The sequence below is a fragment of the Pseudoalteromonas sp. TP27 genome, assembly GCF_056470645.1.
In genome coordinates, this window is sequence record NZ_JARDAK010000008.1 from 133,037 (window position 1) to 152,636 (window position 19,600).

Here is a 19,600-nt window from a genome sequence, read left to right on the forward strand (position 1 = left end):
ACTATTCTCCGCTGTATTTATCAGCTAAACCATCAACAAGGTGTTGATGAAGGCCATTAAAACCGCCATTGCTCATAATTAAAATATGTTGATTAGGCTCAATATTTTCAAGCACTGTATCAATAATTGTTTGTGTGCTGCTAAAGCACTGCATGCCCGCTTTATCTGCTTGCTCTTTTAACGACCAATTTAGATTCTCTGGTTCAAAAAGTAGTACGTCGTCAGCATCACGCAGTGAATCTAATAATGTATATTGGTGCACACCCATTTTCATAGTGTTTGAGCGTGGCTCTAAAATAGCGATAATTTTTTCATCGCCTACTTTTGCGCGCAGTCCTGCAAGCGTAGTTTTAATTGCTGTTGGGTGATGCGCAAAATCGTCATACACCTTAATATTATTTATATCAGCCTTTAGCTCCATACGCCTTTTAGGGCTAATAAATTCTCCTAAGGCATCAATACTATGATCAATAGCTATACCCACATGGCGCGCTGCTGCAATAGTCATAATTGCATTTTTAACGTTATGCTCACCGAATGATTGCCAGCGAACAGTGCCTTGCTTTTCGTTATTTAAAAGTACATTAAACTCACTGCCATCGGCTTTTATTAATTCATAGCCCCAGTCATCGCCTAGAGTTTCGCTTTCGCTCCAAAGCCCTTGTGCTATTACATCATTAAGCGCTACGTCTTGCTTAGGCCAAATTACCTTGCCGCTTTGAGGTAATGTACGCATTAAGTGATGAAATTGTTTTTTTATTGCGTTTAAATCTTCAAAAATATCAGCATGATCAAATTCAAGATTATTTAAAATAAGTGTACGCGGAAGGTAATGCACAAACTTACTGCGCTTATCAAAAAAAGCAGTATCGTATTCATCCGCTTCAATAACAAAAAATGGCGTTTCACCTATTTTGGCCGATACACCAAAATTTTGGACTATGCCGCCAATTAAAAAACCAGGCTTTAAACCCGCATATTCTAAAACCCATGCCAGCATACTCGCCGTGGTCGTTTTTCCATGGGTACCCGCTACAGCAAGTACCCACGAGTTTTGTAATAAATTATGCTTGAGCCATTCAGGACCGGAAGTATAAGGCAAGCCTTTATCAAGCACATATTCAACACACGGATTACCACGGCTCATTGCATTACCAATAACCACCATATCTGGTTTTGGCTCTAATTGAGAAACGTTGTAGCCTTGAGTCAGTTCAATGCCAAGCTCTTCAAGTTGCGTACTCATTGGTGGGTAAACGTTTTGATCAGAACCCGTTACTTTATGACCCAACGATTTAGCAATAGCAGCAATACCGCCCATAAACGTGCCACAAATGCCCAAAATATGTATATGCATATACTTTCCTTAAATCGTATGCTCACTTTGCAGCTATGCAAAGTTTAATGGCGCTATAATGCCAAAATTAGTGCTTAGTTACCATTACAGTAAAGCATTTCACTCTTGCCAAAATGTCCACTTAATAACAAAAAAGCCTTCTTAGTCAGAAGGCTTTTTTGTTAGGCGATTATTTGCTACATAATTAAAAAAATAATCAAACCTACACCGAGTAGTAAACGATATATCACAAATGGCAACATACCCATTCGCTCTATTACTTTTAAAAACATAAATATACATGCATAAGCCGATAAGAACGATAGCACCACACCAAGTAATAATGTATACCAATCAACTACATGATCACCCAATGCAAGCTCTGCAATATAATAAAGCCCCATCATAGAAATAATAGGGATCGCCAATAAAAAAGAAAAACGCGCTGCGCTTTGCTTATTCATACCTAACATTAAACCAGCGGTCATCGTGATACCTGAGCGAGAAGTACCCGGGATCATTGCAACAGCTTGCGCAAAGCCAATAATAAGTGCCGTTTTCCAATTGAGCTGGTAAATAGTTTTAATTTGCTTACCTTTTACATCGGCGTACCAAAGTAGTAAACCAAATACGATGGTTGTTGTGGCAATGACCCAAGCGCTTCGCAAATACAACTCAATAAAGTCTTTTAAAAGTAATCCTAAAATAGCAGCAGGCACTGTACCGAGTATAATCCACCAGCCTAATTTACTGTCATCGGTAGTGCCTTGCTTACCAAATGATTTAAACCATGCAGTGAGTATATCTACTACTTCTTTACGAAAATAAATAACAACGGCTATTAAAGTACCAACATGTACTGCTACGTCAAACGCAAGCCCTTGATCTTCCCACCCTAATATTTGCGATGGGAGAATTAAATGCGCAGAACTCGATATTGGTAAAAACTCAGTAAATCCCTGTATGAGGGCTAAAATAATTATTTCGATAATACTCATAGATTAGAAAACTCCACCTTCCATAGTTTTTGTTGAGGATTATTATATTCATTCCATAACTGGGCAATTGTTTGCTTAGCTACAGGATGATAAAAATCTGGGGCAACCTCACTCAGAGGTTGTAATACAAATGCATTTTTAGTTATTTCATTACGTGGTAGTTGCGCAGGGGAATCGCAAATTACATCATCATAAAACAGTAAATCTAAATCGAGTGTACGCGGGCTAAATTTTTTGTCGCTTGCATTACGACCATTATCGCGCTCTATTTGCTTTAATAAAGCGCATACATCAACCAATGGCATATCCGTTGATGCACCAACTACTGAATTATAAAAATTATTGCCAGCAAACCCAACTGCTTCACTTTCAAAAACAGACGAATGCACTATGTGCTCAAAGTGCTGCTTAAGTGCAATTAATGCACATTGTATATAATGCGCTTTATTTATATTTGACCCTAGGCTGATATAAATTTGAGCCATTTAGTCAGTTGCCTTAACGCGCGTAATTTCAACACCCACAGTTTGTGCTTGCGCTACCGCTGCCGGTTTACTTACTCTAATGGTAACTTGTGGCGTATTAAACTCCGTCAAAATAATATGTGCTAGCTGTTCTACAAGAGTCTCAAGCAACTCAACAGGCTTAGCCATACAGTGCTGAATAACGCGCTCACTGACCTTTGAATAGTCCAGTGCTAAATTAATATCGTCATTTGCGGCTGCAGGCTTAATATCGCTGAGCATTTCAATATCAAAATAAAGGCTCTGTTTACTTTCTTTTTCAAAGTCGTACACTCCAATGATGGTGTCGACGTGCAATTGAGATATAAAAACCTTATCCATTGATACTCCAAATAACAACAAACTACTAAGCAACTATACAAAGCATTAATAAAATTAATACTGACTATGGTTTAACCAGTGTTTAAATATGTAAAAATAACTTCTACAATAGCAAAATAACTAATACCAATCTGCTTATATACGGGGTCTATTTAACGTTAAGGAAATCACGCTAGAACTAGGCAAAAATTTTTTTATCTAGTTGTTCTAAATAAAAAATTTCTAACGACGTTATAGTGCAATTTAATTCGTTAAATTGTTCAAAGATTTATGCAGGTTGGTATAAACTAGCTACTAAATAGCCTGTTAATAATTTTCACGATAAATTTTGCTGCCAATAATAGCTTAAAAGCACTATCAATTGGTATAGCAATTAAAAAATAAGGAAGCGTGTGTTAGCCACTATAATGTTTGTTTTAGCTTATTTACTTGGGTCGATTTCGTCGGCTATTTTAGTGTCGCGGTTGTTCAAACTCCCCGACCCTCGTAATAGTGGTTCTAACAACCCAGGCGCTACAAATGTTTATAGATTAGGCGGAGCATTTCCGGCTTGCTTGGTTTTAGTGTTTGATATTTTAAAAGGGACTATTCCGGTTTGGGGCGCTTATTTTTTAGAAGTTGAACCTTTAGAGCTTGGTTTAGTCGCTGTAGCAGCTTGCTTGGGCCATATGTACCCACTGTTTTTTAGCTTTAAAGGCGGTAAAGCTGTAGCAACTGCATTTGGATCGTTATTACCTATTGGCTTATCGTTAGCTGGTTTGCTTGTATGCACTTGGCTCGTTGTTGTAGCAATAACACGCTATTCATCACTTGCAGCGCTTGTAGCTGTATCCTTAGCGCCTTTATATACATGGCTGATAAAACCACTTTATACACTTCCTGTTGCTTTTATTACGCTGTTAATTATATTTCGTCATCGTACTAATGTTATTAGATTATTTAGTGGGGACGAACCAAAAGTGGGCGCTAAAAAAGCACCCACTGATGAAAACAAAAATCTTTAAAATATGAGCAGTTAAATCGGCTCAAGGCTATCTATTGGCCAACGAGGTTTTGTTTTCATATCAAGCGTGGCAAATTGCCCTGCTTTTAAACGTTGCATTCCTGCATAAGCAATCATTGCACCGTTGTCGGTACAAAATTCAGTACGTGGATAAAACACCTCGCCTTTCATACCTTTCATTACGCGTTCAAGCTGTAAACGTAGTTGTGTATTTGCACTTACGCCACCGGCGATTACTAAACGCTTAATACCGGCTTGTTTAAGCGCACGCTTACATTTAATAACCAGCGTATCAATAACTGCAGTTTGAAATGCATGCGCTATATCAGCTTTAGTTTGCTCATCATCGTCGTTTTCACGAATAGTAATTGATGCTGCTGTTTTTAAACCACTAAAACTAAAATCAAGACCTGGTTTGTCTGTCATCGGACGAGGAAAAATAAAGCGCTTCGCAACGCCTTGTTCAGCCATTTTAGCTAAGCGCGGACCTCCAGGGTAGTCAAGACCAAGTAACTTAGCGGTTTTATCAAAGGCTTCGCCTGCAGCATCATCAACTGACTCGCCCAGTACTTCGTATTGTCCAATACCCGCTACTTTAACCATCATGGTATGGCCGCCCGATACAAGTAGTGCTATAAACGGAAACTCAGGGATGTTTTCTTCAAGCATGGGAGCAAGTAAATGCCCTTCCATATGATGAACTGCAACAGCAGGAATATCCCAACCGTACGCTAATGAACGGCCAATAGAAGTACCTACCAATAATGCACCAACTAAACCTGGGCCTGCAGTATAAGCAATGCCATCTAAGTCTTCTGGGCCACAACCCGCTTGTGCAAATGCAGCATCAATAAGTGGTAGCGTTTTACGAACATGATCGCGCGATGCAAGTTCAGGCACGACACCGCCATAATCAGCGTGTACTTTTACTTGGCTGTATAATTGATGAGCTAACAAGCCTTTTTCATCATCGTATATTGCAATACCTGTTTCATCACATGACGATTCAATGCCTAAAATTCGCACTGTACTTCTCCTGCCTTTTAAATTTTTACTTTGCTACTTTTATAACGTAAGACCAATATTTGTTTGGCCATCTTCTAGGGCAAACTTTTTAAGTGCCTTTACGCTATCAGAGGTAATGCGCCCCATATTTTCTACAAAATCAATTAGCTCACCTAATACTTCAATTTCGTATTGCATTAATGGATGCTCTCTAACAGCTGTGTTATCTGCAACCTCACCTTCAACCGTCATTTGATACTCAATAAAGCGCGCTACGGTTGCTTGAGAAATTTTACTAACACTAATGAACTCTTGCTCATCTTGTGCCATTAAACCGTGCATTAAGCTAAGTAAAGACGTTGCAGCATCAATAGCAGGGTAAGTACCAAACATATCAAAATCAGCAAGTTCAGGAACATTCGGTTCTATTTTTTCAACTTGTTTTTCGAGATCTATTTTACTTTTTGGCAGTAATATTTTTTCCCAACAAACATTAAGTGAATTACGGAGTAAGGTTTCATCACCAAACCCCGTTGCTTCGCTAAATAAACCGTAATTTGGCAGCATTCGCTCTATTAAAGCACTTGCTAAAACAGCTTTTTGTAAATAGTTAAGCTCTCTAATACGCTGAAAATTATTTGCTTTAGTCATTCTTTAACGTCTCACACGACCAACAAAAATCAAATGTTGATCCATTATGCTCATTACAGTTAGGGCATACCCAATCTGGAGCGGATTGTTTTACTTGTTGATAGTTTACCAATATTTGTCGCGCATGGCGCTCTTTTATCGCATAAACCTGCACACTAACTTGTGTTTGATCAAATGGAATTTCTCCCATTGCGCCTTGCAGCATCTCTCCTTTAATTTGACATTCAATGCCACTGGTTTGTATTAAACCTTTAATAATATTAGCTTCAAGGGTGTTTTCGGCTTTATAAATTGTAACCCACTGAAAGGAGCTATCTGTTGAGTTCTTATTATTAATATTTTGCAATATTCACCTCATTTATTTTGTGTTAACAATATCCTGCGCTAGATTACTAACATGCTGCACTTTTAAGGAATAAACATGACACTTACAACCCCGGGCTTACTTTTTCCGGCGATATCACTGCTATTATTAGCCTATACAAACCGATTTTTAGTTTTAGCGCAATTAATTAGGGAGTTAAATGCACGTGAAGGTGAATCTATCCGACCTGTTGTAGTGGCCCAAATCACTAACTTACGTAAACGTATTAAGTTAATTAGAACAATGCAAGTGTACGGAGTCGCCTCTTTTTTACTGTGTACATTTTCGATGTTTGCTTTATTTATTGAATTTAACACCACGGGGATTATTTTATTTGGCATTAGCTTAGCTTGCTTAAGTCTATCGTTATTAACGTCTTTATTTGAAATACATATTTCCTGCGATGCAATTGAAATAGAACTACAAAGCATTGAAAACAAACCATTAAGCAATAGGATTAGCCGGAATTTTGTGAAATAACTTAGCGTGTCGCCAGCACGCTATTGTTTGTCATCATTATGTACTATATAGCGCACTATTTAAGGCCATACTCTTCCATAATTTAGAATAACCTTTCCATTTTAACTTAACCAACTCATTGAGTGGCAATAACTTTACCAAAAACTTAATTGCATAAATATAAATAAATAACAATAAACAACTAGTCTTAAATTAAAAAAGCAATACTATTTGGTCGCTTTTTTCTTTAATTAATACTAAAAGGGGGGTATCCTGCTGGAAACATGTATGAACTAGCAAATATATTTCAATATAAAATTTTACTAAACTTTAGAATAAAAATTAATATATTTGATGTCCGCTGTATCTGCGACTTACTTATAAAAAAGGACTATAAAGTGAGATTTGAACAATTAGAGCAATTTGTAGCACTTGGAGTGTTACGTCACTTTAGACAAGCAGCTGAACAAACCCAAATCAGCACCTCAGCGCTAACGCGCAGCATTCAAACACTTGAATCTGAAATGGGATATGAGCTAGTAAAACGCTCAACACGCTCAGTTAAATTAACGCCAGAAGGCGAACTTTTTCTTGAATATGCTAAAACGACTCTATCGGAGCTTGAGCTAACGAAAAAACGGATTTTTCAATTAGTAAACGGTAATGCTAACGAAAAGCTGGTTATTGGCTATACCAATAAGGCAAGTAGCATTGTGCCTATTTCTTGTGGGCAATTTTTAGCTCAATATCCACATATAAAAATTGAAATGCAGTTACAAGACCAACAAGAGCTAACACGCAGACTCCAACAAGGAGAAATAGATATAAGTGTTTACTCGCAAGCTATTAATAGTATTGGCAGCGATATTCACTTACCAGATCAAATTGTATTGTTTGTTTCGAATAATCATCCACTTGTTCATAAAAACGATATAAGCAAGCGAGATCTCGATAACTACCCTATGTACGGTTGTTTCTCTCAATCGAAACAAGTGCAAACAATGCTTAATGAAGCAATTGACTCCTTAAATAAGTCATCAAGCATTAAAGTTGGCAGTATTGATCAAGTTATGGCTGGCGTCGTTAAGTCAGATCACTTTGCGATTGCAAGTATTGAGCATGCAAACACAATTGCTGAACACCCTGAGTTAGTACAACTAAAAACCAATAAAGATTTAAGTCATGAACAGCTTATTGTGCAGACAAGCCAGCAAACCTCTATTACTGAACATGTAGAGCATTTACTATCGCTTATAAAGAAAGCGGGAGCTACATTTAGCTAATCCAATATTTTAAAAAGTGCGGCGTAATAAACAGTAGCTTTAAATCGCTTTTCGGCTACACTGTCGCACCTTTTTTAAACAGCTGATGTGGATGAACACACTTTTTGGTCCTGATGTCTATTTAGATGATATAGAACGCCAAGGATACACCGTAATTCATAACGCGCTTATTGCAGATTTAGTTAACGATTTAGTTGCAGATTGTCACCGTATAAACCCCCACTTTAGCCTTGCCGGTATTGGTCGATTAAATAACTTACAAATAGATAAAACTATTCGTACTGACAAAACCTATTGGTTTGACGGCAGTTCTCAAGCACAGCTTACTTATCAAGCAATAATGCAAAGTATAAAGACCACATTAAATCGCAGCTTTTTTATGGGGCTATTTGATTACGAATGCCATTATGCAAAATATACACAGGGGGACTTTTACAAAAAGCACTTAGATGCATTTAAAGGTCGATCTAATCGTGTATTTACAACGGTGCTTTATTTAAATACGCCTGAGCAAGGTGGCGAACTTGTTATTTATAAACCTAAAAGTAAAGAAGTAGAAATAACGATTAAACCAACGGCTGGTACATTAGTTATGTTTGAAAGCGAGCGCTTTACTCACGAAGTACTTCCCGCAGTTGATGAGCGCTACTCTATTGCTGGGTGGTTTAGAAAAAACGCTTCAATTAGTGGGATTATTGATCCGCCCAGGTAGCTCTAAATAGTGCATTTTAACAGCCTTTATTGTGGCTTTAAAATGCCATTGGGTATGAAAGTAATAATCCCATAAAAATAGCCAAACCCACATAATGATTATTTAAAAATGCTTTAAAGCAGGCGTCCCTCTCTCGTTTATGAATAAGCGTTTGTTGGTAGGCTAATAAACCAGCAGCAACACTTAAACCTACTCCAAATGCGACGCTTAAATGATTACTTATACCAATAAAAGCAACCAGCGCTATAAATACGGCATTAAGTAAAAAGATAATGTGGCGGTCGTATTTACCAAATAAAATAGCGGTTGATTTTACCCCTATTTTTAAATCGTCATCCCTATCAACCATGGCATACATCGTATCGTAGGCGACTGTCCAACAAATATTAGCTATAAATAATAGCCATGCTTGCGATGGTAAACCATTAATTGAAGCCATATACGCCATTGGAATAGCCCAACCAAATGCAGCTCCTAAAACAACTTGAGGTAATTGTGTATAGCGCTTCATAAAGGGATAACAAAAGGCTAAAGCCAACGCCCCAAAAGAAAGCAAAATAGTATTAACGCTCAGCATTAATACTAAAATAAATGCTATAACAATTAGCAGTAAAAATAGGCTAAGTGCTTCACCACTACAAACCTGCCCTGAAGCAAGCGGTCGCTGAGCAGTACGCTTTACAGAGCCATCTATTTTCCTATCTGCAAAGTCATTAATTACGCACCCTGCGCTTCGCATAACAACCACACCTAATGTAAATACGATAAAGTTGAGTAAGCTAGGCATTCCGCTATTAGCAAGCCACAAAGCCCAATATGTTGGCCAAAGTAATAACAAGGTACCAATGGGCTTATCTATACGCATTAGCTGTATGTAGTAAGGAATATGTTTTGGCTTTAAAGTAGCTAATCTCATGAGTATAAATACGCCCCGGGTAAAAATACTTCACACACTAAAAACTTATATTTTTTGAGTGAAAATACACTTCGGCGACCCAACAAGTTTTTTTCAGGTAAGTTTAATTTTGCAACTAATTGCTGAACGGGATGCTTGGCATCAAAAGAAGCAATTTCTATATCAGTTCGTTTTAGTCCAGGGTCTTGAAATATCACATCACCAAGAGGTCGTTCGCCCATATTGTGCAAAGGATTGCTCGAATCATTTTTAGGAAGCCAGCTTTGTGCGTACACCATAGGTTTGTTATCGCACAATAAAAGTACTTCTCGATTAATCGCCGTTTTAGCAGTACTGTTTAGTAATAACTTTTGCTCTAGGCTTAAAGTAAATAACTGCTCACTTAATACTTTTACACTAAAAATTTTTGAGTTACTTTTTAATTTAGCCGTTAAAGAGTTAGGCTCAAAAAGCCACTCTCGCTCTAGAGGAGATAAATCACTTACATAAGAAGTGAACTGCCAATTAGCAGACATAGACAGGGGATAAGTAATCACAATAGCTCAACAAAATAAAAAACAACAGAATGATACCATTGCAAAAGCATTTGAAAAAGTGATGTTTTATAACCATAAATAATTGGTTGGCGCTGTTTATTACCTACTATTAAGTATAAACTATTTATAACAGGTTTTTAGAAACGCTTTAAATATGAAAAAAATAGTATACGTATATCTTTTTACATTCTTTGTAAGCTTTATAGCTCGTGCTGAATCTACAGTTGGTTATTTTGGGTTTCAGCCAGATATAGTAACCAATTACATCAGTTACTCAAATAAAAAAATGGGATATGTGCGCGTCAGTGTTGATTTAATGCTTGATAATACAACTGATATCGCAATTGTTGAACACCATACTCCTCTGCTTCGTGATGCACTTGTCAAAATATTATCTAAAGAACCAGAAGAAAAAATAAAATCACTTATTGGTCGAGAAGAAATACGTGCAAAGTGCGCCGAAAAACTAAAAAGCCTGTTAAAAGAAGAAACAGGACAAGAGATCATCCGTGAAGTCTTGTTCACTAAATATTTATATCATTAATATTTAACGGTTAACGTTTTACGTTAAATATTTTGGCGGTATAGGCAAAAGCCATACCGCTAACTAATCCACCTAAGTGCGCCCAATTAGCCATACCAACAAACAATACGTCTGCAAATCCAAGCACTAACCAAATCAACATAAAGCCAATAATTGCGGTACTAACCAGCGCAGGTTTGTTCGGATTTAAAAAGCTATGAATCCAACAAAAACCAAGTAACCCATATACTACGCCACTCAAACCGCCAAAGTTGGGACCAACCATTAAATATTGTGCCCAATTACTAATAAGTGCAGTCACTAAAAACAAGCCTATTAAACTGAGTTTTCCGCATTGTTTTTCGATATTGTCACCAAGCGACATCCACCAAATTAAGTTAAACACTATGTGCATCGCGCTAAAATGTACGAGCGCGGGCGTTAACCAACTTAAAGGCTGCGTAGGTTTAAACTGCATCATAGTGTAAATGGTCTCAAAACCACCTAGTAAAAAAGCAAAATAAATTATAACGCTTACAATACTTACGGTTTGATTTAACCAGCTGAGCGCTTTAAAACGGGTTATCAGATTAAGTGATTGCCCTTGATATTTAAGCGGCGATTGCGTGCTACCTACATCCCAAGATGCTTGTAGGTATTTTTCATGATTAGGGTTTTGTGTAAATTCAGCCCATAACGGCTGAACTTGATGAAAGTCCTCCTCAGTCACACTAATAATAACATTACTGCCATCTGCCGAGTGTATCTTTGCATCTAAACCTTGGCTTTTTAAATAATCTATAAAGCCTTGTGCGGCGCGCGGGTTATTTAAACTGCCGAGCTCTATCATCGCTCTACTTTCTCGCTGTAAGCTGCTTCCCAAGCGGTAAAACCACCATCCATGCTGTACACATCTTCAAAACCTTGCTCAACTAAATAACTAGCGGCGCCTTGAGAGCTCATACCGTGATAGCACACAATTATAATTGGCTGATCGAATTCTTTTTCCATCATAAACTGGGCAATATTACCGTTAGAAAGTGCCTCAGAACCTGGGATATGACCTGCTTGATACGAATTAGGATCGCGAATATCTGCAATTACAACGTCTTCTTTATCTAAAAGTTCTAACGTTTTCGCTATAGAAATATGTTTAAATGCCATTGAAGTCTCTTTAATTAATAGTATAAAAAAGGCGGCTAGGGCCTGTTTATCTTTCGAGGTTAAATTTGCAGCAGTATGTTTGGTATTTAGGCAAGGCAGAGCCTATGTAGTGTGGTTATTCCCCATAAATAGGCGATAACGTAGCACAAATGCCAAACATACGCTGCCCGAAGGGTTCTGCCTAGGGGCAATTTACTCTTTGTTGCTCGGTTTTTACTTATTCTTACATGGATGTAAGCCAGTAGAGTAACGCAGGAGCAGTTACCGAGCCCACTAGGTCACAAACCTCGCGCCGCGATTAAATAGCCCCTAGATTGAACGAATTTTAATCCTGAAAGGTCAACAGGCCCTAGAGCCGCCCTTCTTGTAATTTAGGTGGGAGTTAATCCCAGTTTAAAATTACTTTACCTGACTGACCTGAAATCATCATATCAAAGCCAGCTTGGAAGTCATCCACAGAATACTGATGTGTAATGATTGGATTCAAATCAAGACCAGATTGAATCAAGCTTGCCATTTTGTACCACGTTTCAAACATTTCGCGACCGTAAATACCTTTAATCACTAAGCCTTTAAAAATAACTTGGTTCCAGTCAACCGCCATATCTGATGGTGGAATACCTAGCATGGCAATTTTGCCGCCGTGGTTCATGTTATTAAGCATTGAATTAAACGCGCTTGGCACACCTGACATTTCAAGGCCAATATCAAAACCCTCTGTCATACCTAGCTCTTTCATTACATCTTCAAGCTTTTCGTTAGCAACGTTTACAGCGCGTGATGCGCCCATTTTCCGTGCTAAGTCTAGACGGTATTCGTTCACGTCGGTAATAACAACATGGCGAGCACCCACGTGTTTTGCAACAGCCGCTGCCATAATACCAATTGGACCTGCCCCCGTGATCAGTACATCTTCGCCAACCAAGTCGAACGATAATGCGGTATGCACTGCATTGCCAAATGGGTCAAAAATAGAGGCTAATTCGTCAGAAATATTATCTGGAATTTTAAATGCATTAAATGCAGGAATAACTAAATATTCAGCAAATGCACCTTCACGATTTACGCCAACACCTGTTGTATTACGGCATAAATGTACACGCCCAGCACGACAATTTCGACAATGACCACAGGTAATATGGCCTTCACCTGATACGCGGTCACCAACTTTAAAGCCGCGAACTTCTTGTCCCATATCAACTACTTCACCAACATATTCGTGACCAACAACCATTGGAGTAGGAATAGTTTTGCTTGCCCATTCATCCCATTTGTAAATATGTACGTCGGTGCCGCAAATAGCTGTTTTGCGAATTTTAATTAGTAAGTCGTTGTGACCTACTTCTGGCTTTGGCGCATCTGTCATCCAAATGCCCGGTTCTGCTTTTAATTTAGATAATGCTTTCATAATTCACACTCAACTAAAAAACCGAAGCAAGGCTTCGGTTTAAAATAAAATTAAATAACGCCCATTTCTTTACCAATGCGGGTAAATGCATCAATAGCAATATCGAGTTGCTCAATGCTATGCGCCGCTGAAATTTGTGTACGAATGCGGGCTTGCCCTTTTGGTACTACAGGGAATGAAAAACCAGTTACGTAAATACCTTCAACAAGTAACTTATCAGCCATTAACGAGGCTACTTTTGCATCTCCCAGCATTACTGGGATGATTGCATGATCTTTACCTGCACACGTAAAACCAACAGCTTCCATTTGCTCACGGAAATATTTAGCATTTGACCAAAGTTTAGCGCGAAGCTCGCCGCCATTTTCTAGCATTTCAAGTACTTTAATTGATGCAGTAACAATTGAAGGCGCTAATGAATTTGAGAACAAGTATGGGCGTGAACGTTGGCGTAACCACTCAACAATTTCTTTTTTACCCGATGTATAACCGCCTGATGCGCCGCCCAGCGCTTTACCTAATGTACCGGTGATAATATCTACACGGTCTAATACATTACAGTACTCTGGTGTACCTTTACCGTTCTCACCAACAAAGCCGACTGCATGAGAGTCATCAACCATTACAAGTGCATCGTATTTATCAGCTAGGTCACAAACCGCTTCTAAATTACAAATAACGCCGTCCATAGAAAACACGCCATCGGTAGCAATTAGTTTAGTTTTAGCGCCAGCTTCATCTGCTGCAATAAGTTGCTTTTCAAGATCAGCCATGTCGTTATTTGCATAACGAAAACGCTTAGCTTTACACAAACGTACACCATCAATAATTGATGCATGGTTTAGAGAATCAGAAATAATAGCGTCTTCTGCGCCTAAAATGGTTTCAAACAAGCCTGTGTTTGCATCAAAACATGAAGAATATAAGATTGTATCTTCTGTTTCTAAAAATTCACTGATTTTTTGTTCTAACGTTTTATGGATATCTTGCGTGCCACAAATAAAACGAACAGACGCAACACCAAAACCATGGTTCTTTAAACCGTTTTGCGCCGCTTCAATTAGCTCTGGGCTATTAGCTAAACCTAAGTAGTTATTAGCACAAAAGTTGATTACTTTACCTGATGAAACTTCAATTTGAGCTTGCTGTTGGGACTTAATAATACGTTCGCTTTTATACAAACCTTCGGTTTTTACGTCTTCAATTTGCTGTTGTAGCTGGCTAAAAAAAGCAGATGCTCTCATCTGTGTTCTCCATTTATTTGAACGGGTAAACAACCACATTTAAATGGCAGTTTATTATGTGGGGTATTGTAAAAGTTTAATGGGAAAAATGCACGGTTTGTAGTTCGTCCTAAACGCCATAAACTGGAAGGAATTCCTGCCAGTTTACAACTTAGGGTCTGTTGATCTTTCAAGGTTGAATTTGCAGCAGTCTGTTTGGTATTTAGGCAAGGCAGAGCCTATGCAGTGTGGTTATTGCGATAACGTAGCATAAAGACCAAACAGGCGCTGCCCAAAGGGTTCTTTCTAGGGGCTATTTACTCTTTGTTGCTCGGTTTTTACTTAGCCCACTAGGTTACAAATCTCGCGCCGCGATTAAACAGCCCCTAGTTTGAACAAATTTCAATCTACAAAGATCAACAGACCCTAATCTGTTTAGTTTATTTATGTATTTAAAAGTGCGGGTAAATTATTTATAGAATCGATAATTAAATCAGCCTCTTGTTTTGCACTTTCGTCAAAACTTTGCCCTGAGCGAACTAAAACACGGGTCGAAATACCCGCTTTTTTCGCGGCCTGGATGTCACTGAGTTTATCGCCCACCATAATGCTGCAAGCAGAGTCGATGTTATGCTCTTGTATGCCTTGTAATAACATACCTGGTGCAGGCTTTCTGCAACTGCATTGTTTTAAATATTCTGGTAGCGCTTTTTTAGGGTGATGAGGGCAAAAATACACATCGGCAACTTTAATACCGTGCGCACTAAATTGAGCTTTCATCCATTGCGTTAGTGCTAAAAAATCAGCCTCGGTGTAATAACCTCGTCCTATTCCAGATTGATTAGTGACGATTATGATTTTATAGCCCGCATCATAAAATGTCTTACAGGCGTTAAAAACACCGTCAATAAATTCAAACTTTTCGCTTTGATACACATAACCATGATCAACATTTACCACACCATCTCGGTCTAAAAAAAGCGCTTTATTTTTTTGTTGCTCATTCATTACAAAGACTCTTTTTGTACAACATGATCAAACATCGCTTTTACATCATCAACCGTAATTTGGCTCATTAAATCATCGCCTTTAACGCGCGTACCCCACGGCACTTGCTCAGCCGTTTTACCTGTTTGCTTAAGCAAATTTTGGTGATAAACCTCAACCACGTAATCTTGATATAAGTAAGGGCCTGTGCGTGCTGGATTTGAGTGCGCATATAAACCAATAACCGGCGTACCCACAGTTACCGCCATATGTGCAGGGCCTGTATCGGGTGCGAGTACTAAGCTGCCACGCTTTAACACGCACAACAATTCTTTGAGTTTCGTTTTACCCACCAAGTTTAAAATAGGCGTGTTGCTGTGCTCTATAATGCTATTTGCTAGGTTAATTTCAAGATCAGTTGGGCCGCCAGTGAGTACAACTTTAAAACCTTGCTCATTAGCGTAATCAGCCAGTGCCGCGTAACGCTCAGGTAACCAATTACGCTGTGCTTTACTTGCTGCCGGCGATATTACAAATAGTTTATTCGTTAAATACTCAGCCGTGAGCAATTCGTCAGCAATCGCTTGGTCTTGCTCTGTATATGGCATGTCCCAGCTGGGTTTATAATCAGCAACACCAATGGCTTTAGCAAAACCTTTAAAGCCTTCAAGAACGTGCGCCTGGGCTTGTGGGTCTATGCGTTTATTAATAAACAAACTGTGCAATTCTTTTGAGCGCGCCCAATCGAATCCTATTTTTACTTTTGCAGGAATACAACGCGCTACAAACCCAGCTCTTAGTGCAACTTGCATGTTAAGTAACACATCAAATTGTTGGTCTTTAAAGCGCTGTTTTAAGCTTTTAAGTGCTGCTTTACCTTGTTTTTTATCAAATACCACCAGCTCAACACCCGGTAAATCGGCAAGTAGCATGGCTTCTATTTTACCAATAACCCACGTAATCTTTGCATTAGGATGTGCTTTTTGGATAGCTTGTACTGCACTCACACCATGACATACGTCACCAATAGCTGAGAGTCTTAATATACAAATAGATGAATAATTAGGAGCTTGAGTCACACATTCCCTTAGGTATTAAATACAAAAGCCGATCTTAAATTATAATCACGCTATTGCAAGCACTTATCCTGAGCTTTAAAACGCGCTAATATAGACACATTATTTAGCAATTACACAGAGCTATGTTTAAACAACACGTGCAAGGCAACCACACTGTATTAAGCCACCCTAAATACACAAACCAAATTACGTTAGATTGGTTTGATGCAAATTATTGGCAACAACAAAATAAAATTGTGGGCGCTAAAAAAGGCAGAGCAACTGCGTGGTTTTTTAAACAAGATAATTTAACAGCCGTACTTAGGCATTATTGGCGCGGTGGCTTAGTGGGTAAATTGCTAAGCGATCAATATTTATATCCAGGGCTTGAACAAACCCGTATGTATAAAGAGTTTAGCTTAATGAGTAAACTTATAGAGCTTGGTTTAAACGTACCAACTCCTATTGCAGCTAAAGTAACTCGCAGCGGGTTAATTTATCGTGGTGATATTATTACCGAGGCCGTTACAGGCGCTAAAAGTGTACTTGATATATTAATTGAACGCCCATTGACCGAAGGTGAGTTGGAGCGCATTGCTAAAACAATCGCACTATTTCATTCAAACGGTGTATACCACGCTGATTTAAACATTAATAATATTTTGTTTGATGATACTGGTGATGTGTATATTATCGACTTTGATAGAGGTGAAATAAAAACGCCCAATCCACAATGGCAACAAAGTAATATGGAACGACTTGAGCGCTCATTTTTAAAAGAACAAGGTCGAAATGATGTATTTAATTGGCAACTGAGTGACTGGCAAACTCTGCACAGCAACTACCTAAAAGCTTTATCAGGCGCTAATTAACTAGCGCTAAATACTGCAGAGCAACCTGCTCTGCCTGTACTTGTTTTAAAATATCTGCGTTTTCTACATTTGGCTTATCTGCCAGCACCTGCTTAACTGCATTGGCTAATGTCTCACTTTGTTGAATAGGTACTAAGTATTTACTTAGCTCGCCTGTTAATATCTCGCTTGGTCCAAATGTACAATTAGTGCTAACTACGGGGGTGCCCACAGCCAAAGCTTCAACAATTACATTCCCAAATCCTTCAAAATCAGAACTCAACAATAATGCCTCAGCATGCTTAATCCAGTTATATGGGTTTTGTTGAAACCCAGGTACTACCAACTGTTTTTCTATGCCATATTGCTGTGCAAGCTTTAACGCTTTTGCAGGTTTATTACATAAAAGAACTAACTTGTATTTTTTATCAAGCTTTGCAAATGCTGAAAATAATATATCGTGGCGCTTTTGTTTGGCGAGCCTTCCTACGTGAATCAAGTAAGGCTCATTAAGAATATTATTATTTTGCTCGCTTGCTTGTTGTCTTATTTTTTCAAAATCGAACGGGTTATAAATTGTTGTAATAGCACTTGGGTTAATTAAATCCCCTTGTGTTATTTCTTTTTCAACACCCTTTGAGACACAAACAAGTGATTTTCTATTGAGGTTTTGCTTACTTTTTTTAAGATATAAATAAGAAAATGGACCTAACTTTTTTTGACGGGCAAGTTCTGCATTGACGGAGTTATGAATTACAAAATGAACATTTTTAACATTACTTTTTGAGAGTAAATTATTACTTCTGTCGAGGTTTGAAAGCACTAAATCAATATGACCTACTTCACTTTGTTTTTTTTCAAACCAAGTTTCCAAGGCTAAAACACTCTTTTTACGCTGCCAAAATCGATCTACTTTAGATGCTCTATCAGGAAATAAATTATCAACATTAACTATATCAGGAATATCATATTCAACACTGCTAGCAAGAGATAAGATAGTGATATTGTGATGTAGTTTCGCCATTTTTTCAGCCAAAGTAAGCATTACTTTTTCAGCTCCTCCACCCATGAGTGAATCTATTACAATAACAACATTCATTGACTTTCCCCTGTGAGCATACTTTTTATACCATTAATTATTACATCGTAACTATTTGAATTATCAAGCTGGTTATATTTATCAATAAACTCACTATAAAAAGGCTCGGTAATAACTTGAGCTATTTTTGTAGTGATTTCATCTATATCAAGATTTGTTTTAATTACAACACCCGTATTAACACAGTGATCCAAACGTGTATTTTGATCTTTAGAAATTGCACATGCAACAATAGGTGTTTTAACGGCAATTGCTTGTAGTAGGGTATCGCCGCCACTTAGTAATGCAACTTTAGCTTGACTCATTAATGCTAAAAAATCAGTATTTTGCAGACTTGCTAAACAAATAAGCTCATCACTTTTAGGTATGTTTTTGTTATAATTTGGACCAAACACAACAACGGCTTTTAAGCCTGTGAGTCTAGTTGCTTTAAGTGCAGCTTCAAAATATATATCAGCGCAATTGAGATTATTTACACTATGCCCGCCTGAACCAGCATTAACAATAAAGTAGTCATTCGATACTAAATTATAGCGATTCAAAACATCCCGCTTTTGCACACTAGAAGAAAACGCAACGAAAGGCCCTACATTACGGGGATGTGCTAAGGGAAACATGCCTAACTTCGTACTTTCAGCCCATGTAAGTGGCTCAATACAATAATCAGGCTGTACAACCCAATGTGTATCAATTAAATTAATTCTGTTAAGTTTTAATCCTTTTGCACGTTTTTTTGCATGCTGAGAAATAAATATAACTTTAGCGCCTACCTTTTTGGCCGCTTTCATATGCCCTGCACGCCCTGCACAATCAAAAACAACGATATCGGGTTTAAACGTTTCTATAAAATCGCAAACAGAATCTAGCTCTTTAGTCGCGGAGTGCTCGAGTAGTGTGGTTTCAAAAGGGCAGTCTTTTGCGTAGCTTGTATGTTTATTTAGTATAAAGTGAATATCGAGAGAGTCTGCAAGTTCACTTTGTAAACTCTGAGCCAACAACAACGAGCGCATATATTCACCAATACCTTGTGGTGATGATACAGGGATAAATAAAAGTCGTTTGTTACTCATTACATTCTCAATTTTCTATTTGATCAGTAGTATACCAACACCATAGTTTTTACGATAGACGGGTTTTATTTATACATTCAAATAAACACTAATAAATTGATTATTTACT

The 19,600-nt window shown here is 38.1% G+C and carries 23 protein-coding genes; 6 read left to right on the forward strand and 17 right to left on the reverse strand.

Annotated features, from left to right (window positions below):
- Position 1: 1 nt before the first annotated feature.
- The 4 genes from mpl to folB all read right to left on the reverse strand — a co-directional run bounded on the left by mpl (position 2) and on the right by folB (position 3,179).
- Positions 2 to 1,357 (reverse strand): UDP-N-acetylmuramate:L-alanyl-gamma-D-glutamyl-meso-diaminopimelate ligase, encoded by a 1,356-nt coding sequence (gene mpl, locus PX700_RS11570; RefSeq protein WP_479520780.1) that lies wholly within the window; start codon positions 1,355 to 1,357, stop codon positions 2 to 4.
- Positions 1,358 to 1,533: 176 nt separating this feature from the next.
- Positions 1,534 to 2,334 (reverse strand): undecaprenyl-diphosphate phosphatase, encoded by an 801-nt coding sequence (locus PX700_RS11575; protein ID WP_479520781.1) that lies wholly within the window; start codon positions 2,332 to 2,334, stop codon positions 1,534 to 1,536.
- The gene (gene folK / locus PX700_RS11580; RefSeq protein ID WP_479520782.1) at positions 2,331 to 2,819 is read right to left on the reverse strand and encodes a 2-amino-4-hydroxy-6-hydroxymethyldihydropteridine diphosphokinase; all 489 of its coding nucleotides are present in this window, start codon (positions 2,817 to 2,819) and stop codon (positions 2,331 to 2,333) included. The genes PX700_RS11575 and folK overlap by 4 nt, the downstream gene beginning before the upstream one ends.
- Positions 2,820 to 3,179: a dihydroneopterin aldolase gene (gene folB / locus PX700_RS11585; protein ID WP_479520783.1), complete on the reverse strand. Its 360-nt coding sequence runs from the start codon at positions 3,177 to 3,179 to the stop codon at positions 2,820 to 2,822.
- Between the two features lie 392 nt (positions 3,180 to 3,571).
- Here folB and plsY point away from each other — a divergent pair, with 392 nt between their 5' ends.
- Positions 3,572 to 4,183, forward strand: a complete 612-nt coding sequence (gene plsY, locus PX700_RS11590; RefSeq protein ID WP_166420962.1) for a glycerol-3-phosphate 1-O-acyltransferase PlsY — start codon at positions 3,572 to 3,574, stop codon at positions 4,181 to 4,183.
- An 11-nt stretch (positions 4,184 to 4,194) separates the two neighbouring features.
- Here the strand turns inward: plsY and tsaD are convergent, their stop codons facing one another.
- The 3 genes from tsaD to PX700_RS11605 are packed head-to-tail and all read right to left on the reverse strand — an operon-like array spanning position 4,195 to position 6,184.
- Positions 4,195 to 5,208: a tRNA (adenosine(37)-N6)-threonylcarbamoyltransferase complex transferase subunit TsaD gene (gene tsaD, locus PX700_RS11595; RefSeq protein WP_479520784.1), complete on the reverse strand. Its 1,014-nt coding sequence runs from the start codon at positions 5,206 to 5,208 to the stop codon at positions 4,195 to 4,197.
- Positions 5,209 to 5,247: 39 nt separating this feature from the next.
- On the reverse strand, positions 5,248 to 5,838 hold the full coding sequence (locus PX700_RS11600) for a YjaG family protein (protein ID WP_007584732.1): 591 nt from the start codon (positions 5,836 to 5,838) through the stop codon (positions 5,248 to 5,250).
- Positions 5,831 to 6,184, reverse strand: a complete 354-nt coding sequence (locus PX700_RS11605) for a putative signal transducing protein (RefSeq protein WP_479520785.1) — start codon at positions 6,182 to 6,184, stop codon at positions 5,831 to 5,833. Before PX700_RS11605 ends, PX700_RS11600 begins: the two co-directional genes overlap by 8 nt.
- A 75-nt stretch (positions 6,185 to 6,259) precedes the next feature.
- On the opposite strand from PX700_RS11605, the gene PX700_RS11610 reads away from it, so the two are divergent.
- From PX700_RS11610 to PX700_RS11620, 3 genes are all read left to right on the forward strand, one after another.
- Positions 6,260 to 6,682: a DUF2721 domain-containing protein gene (locus PX700_RS11610; protein WP_415636817.1), complete on the forward strand. Its 423-nt coding sequence runs from the start codon at positions 6,260 to 6,262 to the stop codon at positions 6,680 to 6,682.
- A 377-nt stretch (positions 6,683 to 7,059) separates the two neighbouring features.
- A complete protein-coding gene (locus PX700_RS11615; RefSeq protein WP_415636816.1) occupies positions 7,060 to 7,944 on the forward strand; it encodes a LysR family transcriptional regulator in 885 nt (294 codons plus the stop codon).
- 91 nt (positions 7,945 to 8,035) lie between these two features.
- Entirely contained in the window at positions 8,036 to 8,656 is a 621-nt protein-coding gene (locus PX700_RS11620; protein ID WP_415636815.1) for a 2OG-Fe(II) oxygenase, read from the forward strand.
- Between the two features lie 37 nt (positions 8,657 to 8,693).
- Here the strand turns inward: PX700_RS11620 and ubiA are convergent, their stop codons facing one another.
- Positions 8,694 to 9,572, reverse strand: coding sequence for a 4-hydroxybenzoate octaprenyltransferase (gene ubiA / locus PX700_RS11625; RefSeq protein WP_479520786.1), 879 nt, complete (start codon positions 9,570 to 9,572; stop codon positions 8,694 to 8,696).
- Positions 9,569 to 10,108: a chorismate--pyruvate lyase family protein gene (locus PX700_RS11630; RefSeq protein ID WP_479520787.1), complete on the reverse strand. Its 540-nt coding sequence runs from the start codon at positions 10,106 to 10,108 to the stop codon at positions 9,569 to 9,571. The genes ubiA and PX700_RS11630 overlap by 4 nt, the downstream gene beginning before the upstream one ends.
- Positions 10,109 to 10,262: 154 nt before the next feature.
- Between PX700_RS11630 and PX700_RS11635 the strand changes: the two genes are divergently transcribed.
- Positions 10,263 to 10,652, forward strand: a complete 390-nt coding sequence (locus PX700_RS11635) for a flagellar basal body-associated protein FliL (protein ID WP_197193296.1) — start codon at positions 10,263 to 10,265, stop codon at positions 10,650 to 10,652.
- A 10-nt stretch (positions 10,653 to 10,662) separates the two neighbouring features.
- On the opposite strand, the gene glpG is transcribed toward PX700_RS11635, so the two are convergent.
- From glpG to PX700_RS11665, 6 genes are all read right to left on the reverse strand, one after another.
- Positions 10,663 to 11,481, reverse strand: a complete 819-nt coding sequence (gene glpG, locus PX700_RS11640) for a rhomboid family intramembrane serine protease GlpG (RefSeq protein ID WP_479520788.1) — start codon at positions 11,479 to 11,481, stop codon at positions 10,663 to 10,665.
- Complete coding sequence (glpE, locus tag PX700_RS11645; RefSeq protein ID WP_479520789.1) at positions 11,478 to 11,795, reverse strand: thiosulfate sulfurtransferase GlpE; 318 nt, start codon at positions 11,793 to 11,795, stop codon at positions 11,478 to 11,480. The genes glpG and glpE overlap by 4 nt, the downstream gene beginning before the upstream one ends.
- Before the next feature lie 382 nt (positions 11,796 to 12,177).
- Entirely contained in the window at positions 12,178 to 13,203 is a 1,026-nt protein-coding gene (gene tdh / locus PX700_RS11650) for an L-threonine 3-dehydrogenase (protein ID WP_002961053.1), read from the reverse strand.
- Between the two features lie 50 nt (positions 13,204 to 13,253).
- Positions 13,254 to 14,447: a glycine C-acetyltransferase gene (locus PX700_RS11655; RefSeq protein WP_479520790.1), complete on the reverse strand. Its 1,194-nt coding sequence runs from the start codon at positions 14,445 to 14,447 to the stop codon at positions 13,254 to 13,256.
- Positions 14,448 to 14,870: 423 nt separating this feature from the next.
- Positions 14,871 to 15,434, reverse strand: coding sequence for a D-glycero-beta-D-manno-heptose 1,7-bisphosphate 7-phosphatase (gene gmhB / locus PX700_RS11660; RefSeq protein ID WP_479520791.1), 564 nt, complete (start codon positions 15,432 to 15,434; stop codon positions 14,871 to 14,873).
- Complete coding sequence (locus PX700_RS11665) at positions 15,434 to 16,492, reverse strand: glycosyltransferase family 9 protein (protein WP_479520792.1); 1,059 nt, start codon at positions 16,490 to 16,492, stop codon at positions 15,434 to 15,436. The genes gmhB and PX700_RS11665 overlap by 1 nt, the downstream gene beginning before the upstream one ends.
- Positions 16,493 to 16,614: 122 nt before the next feature.
- Here PX700_RS11665 and PX700_RS11670 point away from each other — a divergent pair, with 122 nt between their 5' ends.
- On the forward strand, positions 16,615 to 17,343 hold the full coding sequence (locus tag PX700_RS11670; protein ID WP_479520793.1) for a 3-deoxy-D-manno-octulosonic acid kinase: 729 nt from the start codon (positions 16,615 to 16,617) through the stop codon (positions 17,341 to 17,343).
- Here the strand turns inward: PX700_RS11670 and PX700_RS11675 are convergent.
- Complete coding sequence (locus tag PX700_RS11675) at positions 17,336 to 18,421, reverse strand: glycosyltransferase (protein ID WP_415636808.1); 1,086 nt, start codon at positions 18,419 to 18,421, stop codon at positions 17,336 to 17,338. The two genes, PX700_RS11670 and PX700_RS11675, sit on opposite strands and share 8 nt — an antisense overlap.
- The gene (locus PX700_RS11680; protein WP_415636807.1) at positions 18,418 to 19,491 is read right to left on the reverse strand and encodes a glycosyltransferase family 1 protein; all 1,074 of its coding nucleotides are present in this window, start codon (positions 19,489 to 19,491) and stop codon (positions 18,418 to 18,420) included. Before PX700_RS11680 ends, PX700_RS11675 begins: the two co-directional genes overlap by 4 nt.
- Positions 19,492 to 19,600 lie beyond the last annotated feature (109 nt).